Below are 15,606 nucleotides of genomic sequence, written 5' to 3' on the forward strand. Positions count from 1 at the left end.
GTCAGTTCCTTCCTAATTGGATATCTTGCGAAATTGACTGATAAAAAATCCGTCACTTCCATACAATTCAGGAGTAATTAAAATACATCCATCTTTCATAATATCCTTGCATTCATGTTCTAGTTTCACCTGCTCAAACTCGGGATGACTTTCTAAAAAAGCCTGAACGACTTGAAAGTTTTCCTCTGAGACAATAGTACAGGTACTATAAGTTATTATACCACCTTTACGTAGCGTTTGACAAACGCTACCTAGTATTTCAAGCTGAATTTCCTGTAAAGACGTGAAATCAGCTGTTTCTTTATTGTATTTGATATCTGGTTTCCGACGCAAAAGTCCAATCCCCGAGCAAGGGGCGTCAACTAGAATCTTATCAAATTGATCCTCACCAAAAAATTCATGCACTTTTCGAGCATCCAGTTTCTGCGTTTGTACACGGTCTGCTACGCCTAAACGTTCTGCATTCTCTTGAATTAAGGTGAGTTTGTGGTCATAGAGATCCAGAGCTGTGACTTGACCCACTGTGAGATAAGAAGCTATATGAGCCGTTTTCCCACCAGGAGCTGCACAAGCATCTAAAACTTGCTCATCTCCTTGTAATGCGAGTGTTGGCGCTACTAACTGACTAGATTCATCTTGGATGGTAATAAGTCCCTCTGAAAATAAGTCATGGCCTGCAAAATGCCCCTGCTCTTTGACCAAACCTGCAACCGACAAAATGGAATCACTTGCACCGAGCAATTTTTTGATTTCCTCTTTTCGGCTCAAATCTGTCACTCGGATACTGGCTTTATTCCGTTGCAAAAGACTTTCAAAAATCGCTTGAGCTCGCTCTTCTCCGTACTCTTCCTTGAGCTTAGAAACCAACCAAACTGGAAGAGAGTAAGCAATGGAATCACGCTTATTTTTACGTTTGATACTAGTAATATCTGGCAAACCTTCACGCAAAATACGGCGCAAAACAGCATTGACAAGTTTTTCACTGCCTTTCTTATGAGATTTTGCAATTTCTACCGCTTCATTGACCACTGCATGGTCAGGAAGTTTATCTAGATATTGAAGTTGATAAAGGCTCATAAGAAGTAGAACATAGAGCCAGCTATCTAACTTATCTCTATCCTCAATAAAGTGGGAAATATACCACTCTAATGTGAGTTTTCGAGCTACGGTACCATACACCAGCTCTGTCACCAAACCTTTGTCAACTACTGACAATTGGCTTCCCTTAAGGTGTTTATTTAAGGTGATATTTGAGTAAGCTTGATTGACAAGAACGTCCTCCAATACCTCTAAAGCTAGACTTCTAGCCGTTTCTACTTTATTCACCAAAGCGTACTCCTACTGCCAAACTTCGTCCCACGCCGTTGAGGAAGGAAGCAATGTCCATTTTAGGTTTTCCTGCTGGTTGAACCTGTTTGAGAGACAGAGCCCCTTCTGCAGTTGCGATGATTAATTCTTTTTTACCGATAGAGAGTATCTCACCCGGATTTCCATTACCTTCTACTGGCAGGGCTTCATAGATTTTGAAGCGTTCTCCCTTTAGAAAAGTGTGGGCAACTGGCCATGGATTCAACCCACGGATTTGGTTGAAAAGTTGACGATTGGTCTTGTTCCAGTCCAATTTTTCTTCCTCTGGTTTGATATTTGGGGAAAATGTAACCTGACTTGGATCCTGTGGTTGAGGCTGAATTTCACCAGCTATATAAGCAGGAAGAGTATCCAAAAGCAAATCACGACCGACAATGGCCAATTTTTCAAACAAAGTTCCAACATTGTCCTCATCGGTAATGGGAATACTGCGACGAGAAATCATGTCTCCTGCATCCATTTCCTTGACCATTTCCATAATGGTCACTCCTGCCTCTTTATCACCTTGAATCAAGGCATAATGAATAGGAGCACCACCACGGTGCTTTGGAAGAAGAGAAGCATGAACGTTGACTGCAAAATCCATGCTATCAAGAAGTTTGCTTGGGAGAAATTGCCCAAAAGCTGCAGTCACAATCCCATCAGCTCCCAAATTCATGATAGCTTCCATCTCTGGACTACCCGATAATTTTTCAGGTTGGTAGATAGGAAGTCCTGCCTCTTTGGCTGCTTGTTTAACCGGGGTTTCGTGGATAACTTTTTTACGGCCGACAGCACGGTCTGGCTGAGTTACAACCGCAACAATCTCGTAGCGATCATCTGTCAAAAGGCCCTTTAAAACGGTCGCTGAAAAGTCAGGCGTTCCCATAAAGATTAGTTTTGTCATCTTTTCTCCTTTTATAAAAATTGTTGTGGTTCGTGGTCAATACTGAGACGAAGTTCGCTATTTTCTCGTTCTTGAGTTAGAGCTAAGACCTGATTAAGGGTAGAAGCCAACTCATCTTCTAAACGGTATTTAATCAAAATTTGGTAATGATAGAGGTTATGAGTGCGAGCAATAGGTTTAGGCGTTGGTCCAAGGATGATACTAGCATCCGATAAACCTGACCGCAAAATTTCCATGACTTGATAAGCACGTTTGATAACCTCTTCTTCTTTCTTCTGAGACAAGGTAATACCAATAGTGAAATAATAAGGTGGGTAACCCAACTGACGTCTGATTCCCATTTCATAGGCATAAAAACCTTCGTAGTCCTGATCCTTTGCAAAACGAATGGCATAATGATTAGGATTATAGGACTGAATCAAGACCTGACCTGCTTTTTCAGCGCGACCGGCACGACCGGCTACCTGTGTCAAGAGTTGGAAAGTCCTCTCAGAAGAACGGAAGTCAGGTAGATTCAAGGCTGTATCCGCATTGAGAACACCAACCAAGGTCACATTTGGAAAATCCAATCCCTTGGCAATCATCTGTGTCCCCAGTAAAATATCTGCCTCTCCTTTTCCGAACTGGTCTAGTAGAGTTTGGTGACTGCCCTTCTTACGAGTTGTATCCACATCCATGCGTAGAATGCGTGCCTCTGGAAAGAGTTCTGTTAGCTCATCATAGGCCTTTTGAGTCCCTGTTCCATAATAACGAATGCTACGACTCTGACAGTTTGGACAGACATGTGGAATTTCCTTCGAAAAGCCACAATAATGGCAGTTCATGGTTTTGGTATCCATGTGTAGCGTCAAGGAGATATCACAGTTAGGACATGTATCAACAGTCCCACATTCCCGACACATGACAAAGCTAGAATAACCACGGCGATTGAGCATGAGAACAACCTGCTCTTTTTTAGCCAGGCGATCTTGAATGGCCTCAATCAGAGGAGGTGTAAAGTTTGATGTTTCATTCTGCCCGATGTAATCACGGAAGTCAATCAGTTGAACTTCAGGAACACTTGCTAAAGGATTGGCACGTTTAGTCAGGCGCAAATGCTGATAAACACCCTTGCCAGCACGCGCACGGCTTTCTAGACTTGGTGTTGCAGAACCAAGGACTAGGGCAGCTCGATTGTACTGAGCTCGTAAAATAGCCACATCCCTAGCATGATAACGCGGATTGCTGTCTTGCTTGTAACTAGCCTCATGCTCTTCATCGATAATGATAACGCCTAAATCTTTCAAAGGAGCGAAAATAGCAGATCTAGCCCCAACGACTACCTGAGCATCTCCACGCTCCACCTTGCGCCATTCGTCGTACTTTTCACCGTTGGACAAGCCTGAGTGGAGGATGGCAACTTGCTCACCAAAACGAGCAATAAAGCGCTCGGTCATTTGAGGTGTCAGAGAGATCTCTGGTACAAGAACAATCGCTGTTTTTCCCATATCCAAGGCACCTTGGATAATCTGCAGGTAAACCTCGGTTTTCCCACTTCCAGTGATTCCTTGTAGAAGAAATGGAGGATGTTTCTTTCCAATCGCTCCAACAACCGCCTCACAGGCTTCTTTTTGCTCTGGGTTTAACTCTAAGGCTTGATTTGACTCGATTCCTTCAAAGTAGGCAGCTGAGCGCTGGACTTCCTTTTGCACCATGGTGATTGCACCATGTTCCACAAAGAAGTTAATTTGTTCGCGTGAGTAATATTCTAACAAATCAGCCAAAGGAACTGTTTCAAGATGTGCTAATAAATATTCTCGCAGTTCCAATTTCTTCTTGGCACGATTTGAGATTTCTAGCTTTTCTAATTTATCAAGATTCACTTGAACCCAAGACTGTGTTTTGACCTTCTTCTGGTCTACAGCCTGATACTCTAGCTTCAAGAGTCCTTTTCGAGTCAATCGCATCATCTCAGCCTGCTTTTCTAGGTCGAGAGATGAAAAGGCTAGAGATTCTTGCGAACCGAACAATCGCTCTTTATCTTCCTGACTCAAGCCTTCCAGAGGATAGAGGATTTTATCATAACTAGAGTTCAAAAATCCAGGGAGCATGGCTTTTAAGATAGAAATCTTGTATGAAAAAACTGACTTACGTAGTTCTTCAGCCAACCAGAGTTGTTCCTCCGTTAAGACTGGAGAAAAGTCCAGCACCTCAGCAATTTCTTTCAAGTCATCTTCTGCCACTTCCGCATCATTTTCTTGTTCCATTCCAAGTACGATCCCTTGAATCAAGCGATTGGCCTTTCCAAAGGGAACGTGAACTCGCATACCGACTTCCAGCATCCCTGCAAATTCCTCAGGAACCTTATAACTGTATGGTTGGTCCGTCTGCATCAAGGGGACATCCACAATGATTTTTGCAATAGTCATATCCTCACCTCCTCCGCTAGTTAAATCCTTTTAATTGATTGAGTATTCTTGCAATAGAAAAAATAAGATTGAGTCCCCCCAACCTTAAATTTTTTCACCTTCTTCTTTTTCTTTCGCGATTTGCTCTTTGATTTTCTTTTCTTCTTCTTCTCTCAATCGTCTTTCTTCTTCGATTCGACGACGAACAGCTTCGCGTTTTCCTTCTGGATCTGGGTGGATGGTTACATTCCCAGATTCAATTTCTTCCAAAGCACGAAGAGTTGATTTTTCGGATTTAAATTCTTGGGTTGCAGGTGCACCAGATTCAAGTTCATGGGCACGTTTTGCTTCTAAAATTACGAGTGAATATTTTGATGGGACCTTGTCAAGCAAGGTATCAATAGAGGGTTTAAGCATCATTTGTTTGTACCTGTTTTCTAATTTTTATCGAATTGTTGGAGATTTTGGCAGCATATCCTGATAATGACCGATGACACGATCGACACGGAAATGTTCAGCTTCAATCACACGTTTGACACGTTCTGCAGCAAGAGGAACCTGATCATTGACAATGGCATAGTCGTACTCACGCATCAAAGCAATTTCTTCTTTGGCTTTTTCGATACGTTGGGCAATCACTTCTGCGCTATCGGTACCACGACCTACGAGACGGTCTTGCAATTCTTCCAAATCTGGTGGTGTCAAAAAGATAAAGACAGCATCTGGAACTTTTTTCTTAACCTGAAGAGCTCCCTGCACTTCAATTTCAAGAAAGACATCGATTCCTTTATCAAGGGTTTCATTAACATAAGTCAGAGGAGTTCCATAGTAGTTACCCACATACTCTGCATACTCTAACATCTGTCCTTGACGGATTAATTCTTCAAATTCTTCACGCGTACGGAAGAAATAGTCAACTCCGTCTACTTCACCTGGACGTTGCGCCCGCGTTGTCATAGATACAGAATATTGGAATTGATTTTCAGAACTCTCAAAAATTTCTCGTCTAACCGTTCCTTTCCCAACTCCAGAAGGACCTGAAAAAACGATTAGTAAGCCACGGTCTGCCATGATGTCTCCTTTGGATAGTTTGTGAAATGACTCGAAAATTCATCTGAATTCACTATGTAAAGCCATTTCTGCTTACTACAATCTTTCTATCTAGTGTAACAAAAAAGCAGTAATTTTTCAACTGCTCTTTCTTATTTATTTTGCATAATCAACTGCACGAAGTTCACGAATCACGGTTACCTTGATATTTCCTGGGTAATCGAGGTTGCTTTCGATTTTCTCACGAACTTTGTGAGCCAAGATTGTGACCTTGTCGTCCTTGATTTGACCTGGGTTCACCATGATACGGATTTCACGACCGGCTTGAAGGGCAAAGCTATTTTGAACACCTTCAAAGCTATTCGCGATTTCCTCTAAATCATGGAGACGTTTAATGTAGCTTTCAAGTGATTCGCTACGAGCTCCTGGACGGGCTGCACTTAAAGCATCCGCCGCAGCAACGAGAACAGCGATTACACTTTCAGGCTCTACATCTCCGTGGTGACTTGCAATAGTATTGACAACAACCGGATGTTCTTTATACTTGCGAGCTAACTCCGTACCAATTTCAACGTGGCTACCTTCGACTTCACGGTCAATAGCTTTTCCAATATCGTGGAGGAATCCTGCACGGCGGGCAAGAGCTGCATTTTCACCAAGCTCACTAGCCATAATACCAGATAGCTTGGCAACTTCGATGGAGTGACGCAAAACATTTTGTCCGTAAGATGTACGGAATTGCAAACGTCCCATAATCTTCATCAAGTCAGGATGAAGATTTGGTGCGCCAATCTCATAGGCTGCTGCTTCCCCGTATTCACGAATTTTATTGTCAATCTCTAGACGATTTTTCTCAACCAACTCTTCGATACGAGCTGGATGAATTCGACCATCTTTGAGCAAGGTTTCCATCGTCATACGGGCAATCTCGCGACGAATCGGATCAAAACCTGACAAGGTTACGACATCAGGTGTATCATCAATAATCACATCAACACCCGTCAAACTTTCAAAGGTACGAATATTTCGACCTTCACGTCCGATAATGCGACCTTTCATCGTATCATCAGGAAGTTGGACTGTTGAGTTTGTAGACTCAGCTACATAATCACCAGCAATTCTCTGCATAGCTTGGGATAAAATATCCTTTGCTAATTTGTCTGAGCGTTCCTTAACTTCCTGCTCTGCTTCACGAATGCGACTAGCAATCTCCTTGGTTAAGTTTTCCTCAGTTTGAGCGAGGATAATATCTCTCGCTTCTGTCTGAGAAAGGGAACCAATGCGTTCTAGTTCAGCTTCTTTTTGTCTTTCGACTTCCTCTAATTGCTCTTCACGTGCATCAAGGTTTTTTGCTCTATCAGAAATACTTTGTTCTTTTTGTTCAAGTGTTTTTTCCTTGTTCGTCAAATTGTCATCTTTGCGATCAAGACTGCTAGCACGTTCTGTCAAACGATTTTCGATTTGCTTGAGTTCTTGACGCTCTGACTTAAATTCAGCGTCCACTTCTTCACGGTATTTTCTGGCTTCCTCTTTGGCCTCCAATAGTGCTTCTTTTTTAAGAGACTTACTTTCACGTTCGGCTTCATTTACTAGCAAATCCGCTTCACGTTCAGCTTGTCCACGTAAATTAGTTGCTTCTTGTTCAGCATTTAAAAGCATCAACTCTGCAGCTTCTTGAGATGATTTCATCTTGGCTGAGATGCTGACATATCCAATGACTAAACCAATGATGACGGCAAAAACAACAATCCCAATCGTCATGATTTCCATGTTTTTACCTCATTATATTTGTTTATCGAATGAAATACATTCTTTTATATTCTACCACAAAAAAATCTTTTTCACAAACCAAAATAAAAGTTGTTTTGGTCATTTTGAGAGTTGTTTTCTTCAGTTTCCCTAGTAAAATAAGCTATTCCCCCTAACTAAATTTTTAAAGAATTTTTTACAAAAAAATAAGTAAAAAGCCTACCACTTAGTAGAGTTAATTTGATTCAATTTTAATTGGCACTCTGCCAAAATTCTGCTCTCTTATACCTTGGTTCCCTAGCTGGTAAATCTGGTCTGCCTTTTGAGTCATCGTATCCCAGGGTTCTTTACCGATTCGACTAACTAGACGGATTTGCTCTTTCAGAGATTTGAGGTGTTGTCTGCCTTTTTCGGTAAATCCAAGGATATGGATGCCTTCTGGCAAGTCGCTTTCTCTAGCCTGTACCAAGATATAAGTCAAGAGTCGTCGTACACGCGCCTTGGTGTACCGTTTGGTCGCAACTGTTTCGACTAATTCCTCTACAGATTGGGCTGTCTTAATAGCCTCCTTGATGCGCACTGCCATTTCCTGATTGACCTGATAGATAGTGGTTAAGTCTGGATTTGACAAGATTTGGTAGTGGAGCAAGGGAAAATAGTTATCCCAACTCACCTTACACGTCTGTTCAAAAAGAGTGACAGAAGGCATAAAGCGTTCTAAGAAATCTCGGTCTGATTGGTGCTGACGGAGGGCTGTTGCAGATACAAAGTCAACATCCTTGTCCACCGAATGGTAGCCTGCCCCCTGACGTTTGATTGGATGAAGCTTGATATTTCGTCCAGCAACTGCTTTGGCATAGGCTAGAGCAAGGACATGATTAGGCGTATCATCAGAAAAATCAAGACCTGCAAATTCCTTCCACATGGCTTGGGTTTTCTGAGGGTAGGAGAGTGAATCAGGTAAATTATCCACAAATTTCTCCATCTCTTGACCACGTTCTGAGTATAGGTCTGCAATTTTCTGATAATCCAGAACTTCCTCTGTCCCGAAAGCAAGGGTGTTAATCCCCAAACGAGCCAAGATAGCCACTGCACCCTGACCGAAAAAATCTGCTGCTTGGACACTGACTAAAAAGGGCAATTCTACTACTAAGTCCGCCCCATTTCCCAGCGCCATCTGGGCCCGTGTCCACTTATCCACGATAGTAGGCTCCCCACGCTGCATGAAATTCCCAGACATGGCTACGATTTTCAGTCCCTCAGCCTGATCCAGAAGGTATTTATGCCCGTTATGAAAAGGATTGAACTCTGCGATAATACCTGTAATGGTCATGATAATCTCCTACTTCTGTGCCACAAAAAACCAACGGGTGCTAGTTTCTGTTGGCTCCTTGTCCTCAAAGTCCGCAAAGAGTTTGAAGGACTTGAAACCAGCCTGTTCCAACAAGATATCATAGGTCAAGACTTCATAAGTACGCTCTTCATGGACTTCATCATGACGACTAAAGGAACCGTTCGCTTCCTTAACAAAGAAGGTTAGCTCATGCACGATAGAATGTGGAGCTTCGTCCTCGTAGGTATCCCAAAGCATAGCAAAATCTTCCACATTTTCATGATAGGAATAGCCTGGAAAGACTTCATCTGTTTGGTAGGTTGAATGCACATCAAAGATGAAAACTCCGTCTTCGTTGAGGACATTATACACTTCCTTAAAGACGTCTCCGACTTCTACTTCGTCCTGCATATAGCAGATAGAATCGGAATAGCAGGTCACAAAGTCGTATCGACCTGCCTTGGATAAATCCAGCATATTGCCTTCCATAAAATCAATCTTTTGCTTGGCTGATACTGCTCTCTTTTCGGCAATCTTCAACATATCCGCGCTTAAATCAAGCCCAGTCACATCAAAGCCTGCTTGAGAAAAGCGAACGGACTGGATACCTGTCCCACAAGCTAATTCCAAGAGTTTCTTTCTCTCCTTAGTTTTGGGCAAATGACGGAGGGAAAAATCCATCCATTTATCGTATAAACTATCATCCATCACAGCATCGTAAACAGCCGCAAAGGTTTCGTATGTTGCCATAATCATGATACCAAGAGCACCTCTGGAAATACCACTCGCTCTCACCTTTCTAACGATTTTCTTCTAAATTAAGCAAATAAAACCCAGTTGATTACAACTGAGTTCATCTCCTATGCTAAGGCTTCTGAAATGTCTACAGAATTAGCCTCATGCCATAGTTTTTCTAGATTATAATGGGCACGCATTTCTTCTGAGAAGATATGCACTACGACACCACCGAGGTCTAACAAGACCCAGCCACCGGCTGCATCGCCTTCGACATGGCTGCCTTTAAGGCCTGCTTCAGCTACTTTTTCACGAATATTATCAGCGATAGCATCCAACTGACGGCTATTCATAGAACTGGTGATAACAAAATAGTCAGTCACACTCGTCAATTCTTGTACATCAAGTGCGAGGATATCCTCGGCACGTTTCTCATCAGCCGCTTTCACGACTAGTTCTAGTAATTCTTTTTCCTTCATTTAGTCCTCTTTTTAGAAAATATGTTTGTAATCTAGGACATCTGCAAAGCGCTCCTCCCAAATGTCCTCATAAAATTCATTTATCGTTTCTGCTGGAATATCATCTCCATCAAACGTTGTGCAAGTTCCTTCTGGAATAATAAGCTGATAGCCATATTCAAATGCAACCTTGACAGAGGTATCCACACAATATTCTGTCTGCATACCACATAAAACTAATTTTTCAATCCCCTGTTTATCCAAGTATTCTTTTAAGCCAGTTTCTTTGAAAATACTGTTATACTTCTTTTGAAAGACCTTTTCATCAGGTTTTCGATTTAAAAGCGCAGATAACTGCCAATCTTTTGATGTTTGAGCTTCAGAGTTCTCAATATGTTGAACATAGATAATTTCGATATTCTTGCTTCTAGCCTGGTTTTGTAAATAAGAAATTTTTTCCAATAGACTATTTGTCTGAAAACCGGTTTCCACTAAAATATTCTGAACATCAATGATGATAAAAGCTGTCTTCATTTAGTCCTCTTTCAAATAGTGCACATAGGCGTTATAGGTTTCAAGGGTTTGGGGATAGATGGGAAATCCCTGGTGAGCTAAATGCTCTACTGTGTGAGCTGTCTCGTAGGCCACCGCCTTATTTAGCGATAGTTCAGCAATCTCACGCGCCTGGTCCACCCCTGGAAAGGCACGATTATGCTCGATGTAATCTGCGACGTAGATGACCTTATCAAGGTCCGTCATCTGACCAGCTCCAACTGTATGAATTTCAATAGCTCGTAGGATTTCAGAATCTTGTAAATCTAAATCTTCCTGAATCTTGTAGATACCGACCATGCCATGCCAGACATTATTGCCCCAGTTTTTAAGATCAGAGTCAAGTTGATAACGGTCAATCAAGTCTAGAAATTCCTGGTCTGACAACTTTTTAGCATAGTCATGAAGGAGACCTGCTAGACCTGCTTTCTCGGCATCCACTCCGAATCGTTCTGCAAGTTCAATGGCTGCGCGCTCTACACCCAAACAATGGGTCAAACGCTTCTCAGGTAGAAGCTCTGCCATTTTTTTCAATAATTCCTCACGGGAACAGTTGATATAGTCCTGGTATGCCATTAGTAAAGTCCTTCTTTCTCGATATAGTCTAATACAGGCTTAGGTAGGAGAAAGTTAGGTGTGCGTCCTTGGGCAATGAAATCACGCACCATGCTAGATGAAATATCCATGAGAGGTACATCCACCCAGATAACTGGATAAGAAGTCCCTGCCTTGTAACGCGGACGTTGAACCCCTACAAACTGAACTAGTTCCACCAACTCATCAATTCGGTACCACTTAGGCAAATAGTCTACCATATCGGCACCGATAATGAAATAGTAATCTGTGTCTGGATTCTTCTCTGTTAGAAGCTTCATGGTGTCGTAGGTGTAGGAAATCCCCTTACGCTCTAGCTCTATGGTCTCAATAGCTATACCTTCGATTCCATCAATCGCCAATTCTAACATCTTGAGGCGATGGTGTTCAGGAATGGTTTCCTTTTTATCTACGTGAGGTGGTTGGTATTCGGGCATGAGCAGAACCTGATCCAATCCCAACTGTTGGCGCACTTGATCTGCAACAATCAGATGGGCATTGTGAACAGGGTTAAAATTTCCACCCAAGATACCGACTTGTTTCCGTTTTTTATCCTTGATTTCTGGCTCTAACTCCACTTTCGTAAAGGGAGTTAATAATTCGATTGCCATAGGTTAATCTCCTTTACTCTTCTGTAAAAACAGTTTTTGGGAGTGTCATTCTTAGATTTCTTTAACTTTTTTAGAAATCTTGCGATTTTCTTTCTTGCTTGATTGTTTATACAAAATCAAGATGCGTCCGATTTTTTGAACTGTGTCCACACCGATTTCTTCTTCCAATATTTCAGCTACTTCGTGGATATTCTCATCTGTGTTTTGCAAGAGAGTAACCTTGATCAATTCACGAGCGTCTAGTGCTTGACGTACGCTGGTTTTGATTTGGTCGTTGAGACCATTTTTCCCGATTTGGATGATGGGTTTGAGGGTGTGTGCCTGGCTGTTGAGGAAGGCACGTTGTTTCGATGTTAATGACATAATTCATTTAAAAGAGTTTCTTTTTATACTTTTCTGAAGTGGTGACGGACGTCAGCAAAGTCCTCTGGACTTTCATGACTAAAATTTGAGCCTAAGGTCTCAAATTTTCCGCAGTTGGTACAATCACTTGTACCAACTAACACCACGGTGAAAAGTATCTTCTATGGGCTCGCAGTGCTCGCCTTTATAAAGATAACCCTTTCCTTTCTATGTTTAAATAATGGCTTTTCGTGTGACGACGGCGACGCCTTCTGGGGCCCAGACGGCTACTTTGGCAGTTCCTGTTACACGGATCCAACCGAGTCCTGAGATGACCAGATCGGTCTTATCCTTGATATTAAAGACATACTCTACAAGTTTTGGAAAATCTTCTTTTTCCTTGCTATTTGGTGGTGTGAGGAGGGTTCCCAGGTGCTTGTCGTAAAAGTCATTTGCTCCTTCAAGCTTGGTACGATGAAGTTTGAGTTCATTATCAAAGAAGGCTGTAAAACCTTGCTTTTCTCCTGCGATGAAATCAAAACGTCCCAAGCCACCTAAAAAGAGGGTTTGCTCAGGATTGAGCTGGTAGGTTTTCGGTTTTATCTCCTTTTTAGGACTGACATACTTGAGATTTTTAGCCGTCAAGTAGTGGGCCATTTGGTGGCGATGGATAATTCCTGGTGTATCGTAGATATAAGAACCATCGTCAAGTGGAATTTCAATCTTATCCAAGGTTGTTCCTGGGAAACGTGAAGTTGTGATGACATTTTGGTCACCCGTGATTTCTTGGATAATGGCATTGATAAGAGTTGATTTCCCGACATTGGTTACCCCAACCACATAGACATCGCGCCCCTTACGGTAGTACTCAATCTTGTCTATCACTTCTCTAATAGCTTGCTTGTTTTGCGCTGAAGTCAAGACGACATCAACAGGACGCAAACCTTCTTCATGAGCACGTTCCATAAGCCATTGGCTAATCTTACCATGCTTAACAGATTTAGGAAGGATGTCTTTTTTATTTCCAACCAATAGTACATCATTACCTGACACAAAGCGTGGCAAACCAGGGATAACAGAGCCATTAAAGTCAAAAATATCAATAACATTGACCACCAAGGCATCACTATCTCCTACCTCGTGCAAGAGTTTGAGGAAATCATCATCCGTCAACTGGACATCTGTAATTTCATTGTAGTGACGGAGACGGAAACAACGTTGGCAATAAACTTCACCTATTTCCAAACCTTTTTCGAGTGCTGACTGAGGGGTAAAGCCTAGACCGGTCTTATCTGTCGTCTGAATGGTTGCTCCACAGCCAATACAGAGAATTTCTTCCATAGTTAGATTCCTTTTTTATATGTGATAGGCCCGTACTTTTCAGTGATTTGTTTCATGACACGGCGCTCACGAGCGCGGTTAAACTTCGTTTTGATAGAGTCATGTTGGACCAAGGGTTTGACCAAAATCGAGCGAATCCCCGCACGATGAGCCGCGCGAATGTCCGTCATAAGCTGATCCCCAACCATGACCACTTCGTTTTTCTCATAGCGGAATTCCTTCATGGCACGATTAATCCCGAAAGTAAAGGGCTTCAAAGCCCAATAAACATAGTCAATCCCAAATTTTTCGACTGCACGTTGAACTCGTTTCTTAGAGTTATTAGACACTACGATGATACGAATACCAGCATCACGAAGGTCATGTAACCACTGCTTCATTTCTGGAGTCCCATCAGGGTTATTCCACGCAATGAGAGTATTATCTAAATCCACCAAAACAGCTTTTATTCCCTGTTTTTGCAGGCTTTCTACTGTCAAATCATAAACTGCTTCTACAGCAAAGTCTGGCATGTAGTTTTCAATCACCATTTTGGCTCCTTTTCTTTTATTTTCTAGTAATTTTCTTCAGCCATTGAGATAAGGCTGCCCATAAAATCAAGCTAGCCATTAAGATATAAATCCAAGCATTTGGCTCTTCTGTAAATGGTAGAGGAACATTCATTCCGAAGAAACCTGTAATAACCGCAAGTACTGCTAGTAAGACGGAGATAATAGTCAAAATTGACAAACTATCATTCAAGTTATTGTTTAGGATGTTGTTGTAAGAAGCTGAGAGTTGTTGCAAGACTTGAGAAATCAAGTCTGTCATAGACACCAACTGATGGGCTTCAATCATGGCATCATCAAACTGCTCTCGTTCGACATCATTAAATCTCCGATAAAGAGCATGGCCCTGGATATGTTCCAAGAGGAGTCGATTTTGTTTTGCCGCTGCTGTCAAGTAAACCATACCTGTCTCCAAGTCAGAGAGGGCGAAGAGATTTTTCTTTGTTGTAGTTTGACGTAGCAAGGCACTAATTTCGTCCTTACTTTTATCCATCTCTTCAATGACAGGATAATAAGCGTTACTGATAATCTCTAAACCAGAAAAGAGAAACTTGTAAATAGAAAGCGACTCATGGCTATCCAGATAAGCTGACATCTGATCAATGACATAAGCATTCTTATGGTTGCTGATGGTAATCATTCGTTGTTTTTCAACGATAAAGGTCATCGGAATCGCTTCATAATATTCTTTGTCTTTTTCTAAATCAAGAACATTATAAATAAAGGTTACCGTCTCCGTTTCACGGTTATAATCCATATGAGCTCGTTCATTTCTATCCAGAGCATACTCAATGGTTTCCTTGTCCAATCCATAGATGTCAGAAAGATCTTCCATATTTTTAATCTTATCCACATCAAGGTCTATCCAGGTACAACCATTGCCCAACTGCTTTTCTAAAATCATCGTTTCTCCTTTACCAAACTCTTTCTATTGTACCATAAAAGAGGTAAAATTTCAGTTCTCTTCTTTCCTTGAAAAATTGCTAACCACAGTGATATTACGGTTAGGAACAAAGTGGAGAGCTTGATCTTCACCTCTTAGTTGAGTAGTTCGAATTCCGACACTAACAACCTTGCCAGACACAGTAATCGGCCCATTGGTAATGACCACCTCATCCCCTACATCTAACTGGCGTTCGAAGAGAATAAAGAAACCATTGATGACATCGGTTAGAAAACCTTGTGCCCCCATACCAATTGCAACTCCGGCAATCCCAGCACCTGCTAATAGGCTTGATACAGGTAGTCCTAAGATAGACAAGATACAGTAGACTAAAAAGAAATAGAGAATGTAATTAAAGACATTTTCAAGCATACGAGAAATAGTCTTTTGTCTTCCTGCATCACGATTTGAAAATTTTAGAGATGGTTTTACAATTTTCTTGACAGTCCCATGGAGAAGCTTTTTAGCTATGTAAAATAGCACAAACAAAATCAAAAGAGAAATCACTTTGGTCAAGAGATTCTCTAATATCGTTGTAAGATCTAGTTTATTTAAATAACTTTTTAAAAATTCTTGCATGTAAAACTCCTTTCAACTATTATACCATAAAATAATAAGGTCGGACTTTTTATAAATATGCATTATATTTCTATAATTTTTATATCCTACTTGCTTTTGAAGTATATTTATACTATAATCGTTACTATTA

Annotated in this window: 17 protein-coding genes; all 17 read right to left on the reverse strand. The window is 41.5% G+C overall.

The genetic code is table 11. The features are described 5' to 3' along the window. Positions 1-12: 12 nt before the first annotated feature. Positions 13-1,326: a 16S rRNA (cytosine(967)-C(5))-methyltransferase RsmB gene (gene rsmB / locus HMPREF9180_RS07725; protein ID WP_006145969.1), complete on the reverse strand. Its 1,314-nt coding sequence runs from the start codon at positions 1,324-1,326 to the stop codon at positions 13-15. Beyond that, the gene (gene fmt, locus HMPREF9180_RS07730) at positions 1,319-2,254 is read right to left on the reverse strand and encodes a methionyl-tRNA formyltransferase (RefSeq protein ID WP_006145970.1); all 936 of its coding nucleotides are present in this window, start codon (positions 2,252-2,254) and stop codon (positions 1,319-1,321) included. Before fmt ends, rsmB begins: the two co-directional genes overlap by 8 nt. An 11-nt stretch (positions 2,255-2,265) precedes the next feature. Then, positions 2,266-4,662: a primosomal protein N' gene (locus HMPREF9180_RS07735; protein ID WP_006145971.1), complete on the reverse strand. Its 2,397-nt coding sequence runs from the start codon at positions 4,660-4,662 to the stop codon at positions 2,266-2,268. A gap of 84 nt (positions 4,663-4,746) precedes the next feature. Continuing rightward, positions 4,747-5,061, reverse strand: coding sequence for a DNA-directed RNA polymerase subunit omega (rpoZ, locus tag HMPREF9180_RS07740; RefSeq protein ID WP_006145972.1), 315 nt, complete (start codon positions 5,059-5,061; stop codon positions 4,747-4,749). A 24-nt stretch (positions 5,062-5,085) separates the two neighbouring features. Beyond that, complete coding sequence (gene gmk / locus HMPREF9180_RS07745; RefSeq protein ID WP_006145973.1) at positions 5,086-5,712, reverse strand: guanylate kinase; 627 nt, start codon at positions 5,710-5,712, stop codon at positions 5,086-5,088. A 135-nt stretch (positions 5,713-5,847) separates the two neighbouring features. After that, on the reverse strand, positions 5,848-7,461 hold the full coding sequence (locus HMPREF9180_RS07750; RefSeq protein WP_006145974.1) for a ribonuclease Y: 1,614 nt from the start codon (positions 7,459-7,461) through the stop codon (positions 5,848-5,850). Positions 7,462-7,675: 214 nt separating this feature from the next. Next, positions 7,676-8,773 carry a nucleotidyltransferase gene (locus HMPREF9180_RS07755; RefSeq protein ID WP_006145975.1) on the reverse strand — a complete coding sequence of 366 codons (1,098 nt, stop codon included), beginning with the start codon at positions 8,771-8,773 and terminating at the stop codon, positions 7,676-7,678. Positions 8,774-8,782: 9 nt separating this feature from the next. After that, positions 8,783-9,523 (reverse strand): class I SAM-dependent DNA methyltransferase, encoded by a 741-nt coding sequence (locus HMPREF9180_RS07760; RefSeq protein ID WP_025168734.1) that lies wholly within the window; start codon positions 9,521-9,523, stop codon positions 8,783-8,785. A gap of 110 nt (positions 9,524-9,633) precedes the next feature. Then, positions 9,634-9,987, reverse strand: coding sequence for a ribosome silencing factor (gene rsfS / locus HMPREF9180_RS07765; protein WP_006145977.1), 354 nt, complete (start codon positions 9,985-9,987; stop codon positions 9,634-9,636). Between the two features lie 12 nt (positions 9,988-9,999). Next, on the reverse strand, positions 10,000-10,500 hold the full coding sequence (locus tag HMPREF9180_RS07770; RefSeq protein ID WP_006145978.1) for a cysteine hydrolase family protein: 501 nt from the start codon (positions 10,498-10,500) through the stop codon (positions 10,000-10,002). Next, the gene (gene yqeK, locus HMPREF9180_RS07775) at positions 10,501-11,094 is read right to left on the reverse strand and encodes a bis(5'-nucleosyl)-tetraphosphatase (symmetrical) YqeK (RefSeq protein ID WP_006145979.1); all 594 of its coding nucleotides are present in this window, start codon (positions 11,092-11,094) and stop codon (positions 10,501-10,503) included. Continuing rightward, positions 11,094-11,723, reverse strand: a complete 630-nt coding sequence (locus HMPREF9180_RS07780) for a nicotinate-nucleotide adenylyltransferase (protein ID WP_006145980.1) — start codon at positions 11,721-11,723, stop codon at positions 11,094-11,096. Before HMPREF9180_RS07780 ends, yqeK begins: the two co-directional genes overlap by 1 nt. Before the next feature lie 51 nt (positions 11,724-11,774). Then, entirely contained in the window at positions 11,775-12,086 is a 312-nt protein-coding gene (gene yhbY / locus HMPREF9180_RS07785; protein ID WP_000060171.1) for a ribosome assembly RNA-binding protein YhbY, read from the reverse strand. 213 nt (positions 12,087-12,299) lie between these two features. Next, on the reverse strand, positions 12,300-13,406 hold the full coding sequence (gene yqeH / locus HMPREF9180_RS07790; RefSeq protein ID WP_006145981.1) for a ribosome biogenesis GTPase YqeH: 1,107 nt from the start codon (positions 13,404-13,406) through the stop codon (positions 12,300-12,302). Between the two features lie 2 nt (positions 13,407-13,408). Next, positions 13,409-13,936, reverse strand: a complete 528-nt coding sequence (locus HMPREF9180_RS07795) for a YqeG family HAD IIIA-type phosphatase (RefSeq protein ID WP_006145982.1) — start codon at positions 13,934-13,936, stop codon at positions 13,409-13,411. Positions 13,937-13,952: 16 nt separating this feature from the next. Continuing rightward, on the reverse strand, positions 13,953-14,858 hold the full coding sequence (locus HMPREF9180_RS07800; protein WP_006145983.1) for a magnesium transporter CorA family protein: 906 nt from the start codon (positions 14,856-14,858) through the stop codon (positions 13,953-13,955). 51 nt (positions 14,859-14,909) lie between these two features. Further along, complete coding sequence (locus HMPREF9180_RS07805) at positions 14,910-15,476, reverse strand: mechanosensitive ion channel family protein (protein ID WP_006145984.1); 567 nt, start codon at positions 15,474-15,476, stop codon at positions 14,910-14,912. Positions 15,477-15,606 lie beyond the last annotated feature (130 nt).

The organism is Streptococcus peroris ATCC 700780 (assembly GCF_000187585.1).
Taxonomy (GTDB): Bacteria; Bacillota; Bacilli; order Lactobacillales; family Streptococcaceae; genus Streptococcus; species Streptococcus peroris.

What these genes read in the sequence shown, in the direction of transcription:
- yhbY (WP_000060171.1), bottom strand. Translation starts at nt 12,086, where the DNA reads ATGTCATTAACATCGAAACAACGTGCCTTCCTCAACAGCCAGGCACAC.
- HMPREF9180_RS07735 (WP_006145971.1), bottom strand. Translation starts at nt 4,662, where the DNA reads ATGACTATTGCAAAAATCATTGTGGATGTCCCCTTGATGCAGACGGAC.
- HMPREF9180_RS07805 (WP_006145984.1), bottom strand. Translation starts at nt 15,476, where the DNA reads ATGCAAGAATTTTTAAAAAGTTATTTAAATAAACTAGATCTTACAACG.
- yqeH (WP_006145981.1), bottom strand. Translation starts at nt 13,406, where the DNA reads ATGGAAGAAATTCTCTGTATTGGCTGTGGAGCAACCATTCAGACGACA.
- HMPREF9180_RS07770 (WP_006145978.1), bottom strand. Translation starts at nt 10,500, where the DNA reads ATGAAGACAGCTTTTATCATCATTGATGTTCAGAATATTTTAGTGGAA.
- gmk (WP_006145973.1), bottom strand. Translation starts at nt 5,712, where the DNA reads ATGGCAGACCGTGGCTTACTAATCGTTTTTTCAGGTCCTTCTGGAGTT.
- rpoZ (WP_006145972.1), bottom strand. Translation starts at nt 5,061, where the DNA reads ATGATGCTTAAACCCTCTATTGATACCTTGCTTGACAAGGTCCCATCA.
- yqeK (WP_006145979.1), bottom strand. Translation starts at nt 11,094, where the DNA reads ATGGCATACCAGGACTATATCAACTGTTCCCGTGAGGAATTATTGAAA.
- HMPREF9180_RS07780 (WP_006145980.1), bottom strand. Translation starts at nt 11,723, where the DNA reads ATGGCAATCGAATTATTAACTCCCTTTACGAAAGTGGAGTTAGAGCCA.
- HMPREF9180_RS07795 (WP_006145982.1), bottom strand. Translation starts at nt 13,936, where the DNA reads ATGGTGATTGAAAACTACATGCCAGACTTTGCTGTAGAAGCAGTTTAT.
- fmt (WP_006145970.1), bottom strand. Translation starts at nt 2,254, where the DNA reads ATGACAAAACTAATCTTTATGGGAACGCCTGACTTTTCAGCGACCGTT.
- HMPREF9180_RS07760 (WP_025168734.1), bottom strand. Translation starts at nt 9,523, where the DNA reads ATGGCAACATACGAAACCTTTGCGGCTGTTTACGATGCTGTGATGGAT.
- HMPREF9180_RS07750 (WP_006145974.1), bottom strand. Translation starts at nt 7,461, where the DNA reads ATGGAAATCATGACGATTGGGATTGTTGTTTTTGCCGTCATCATTGGT.
- rsfS (WP_006145977.1), bottom strand. Translation starts at nt 9,987, where the DNA reads ATGAAGGAAAAAGAATTACTAGAACTAGTCGTGAAAGCGGCTGATGAG.
- HMPREF9180_RS07800 (WP_006145983.1), bottom strand. Translation starts at nt 14,858, where the DNA reads ATGATTTTAGAAAAGCAGTTGGGCAATGGTTGTACCTGGATAGACCTT.
- HMPREF9180_RS07755 (WP_006145975.1), bottom strand. Translation starts at nt 8,773, where the DNA reads ATGACCATTACAGGTATTATCGCAGAGTTCAATCCTTTTCATAACGGG.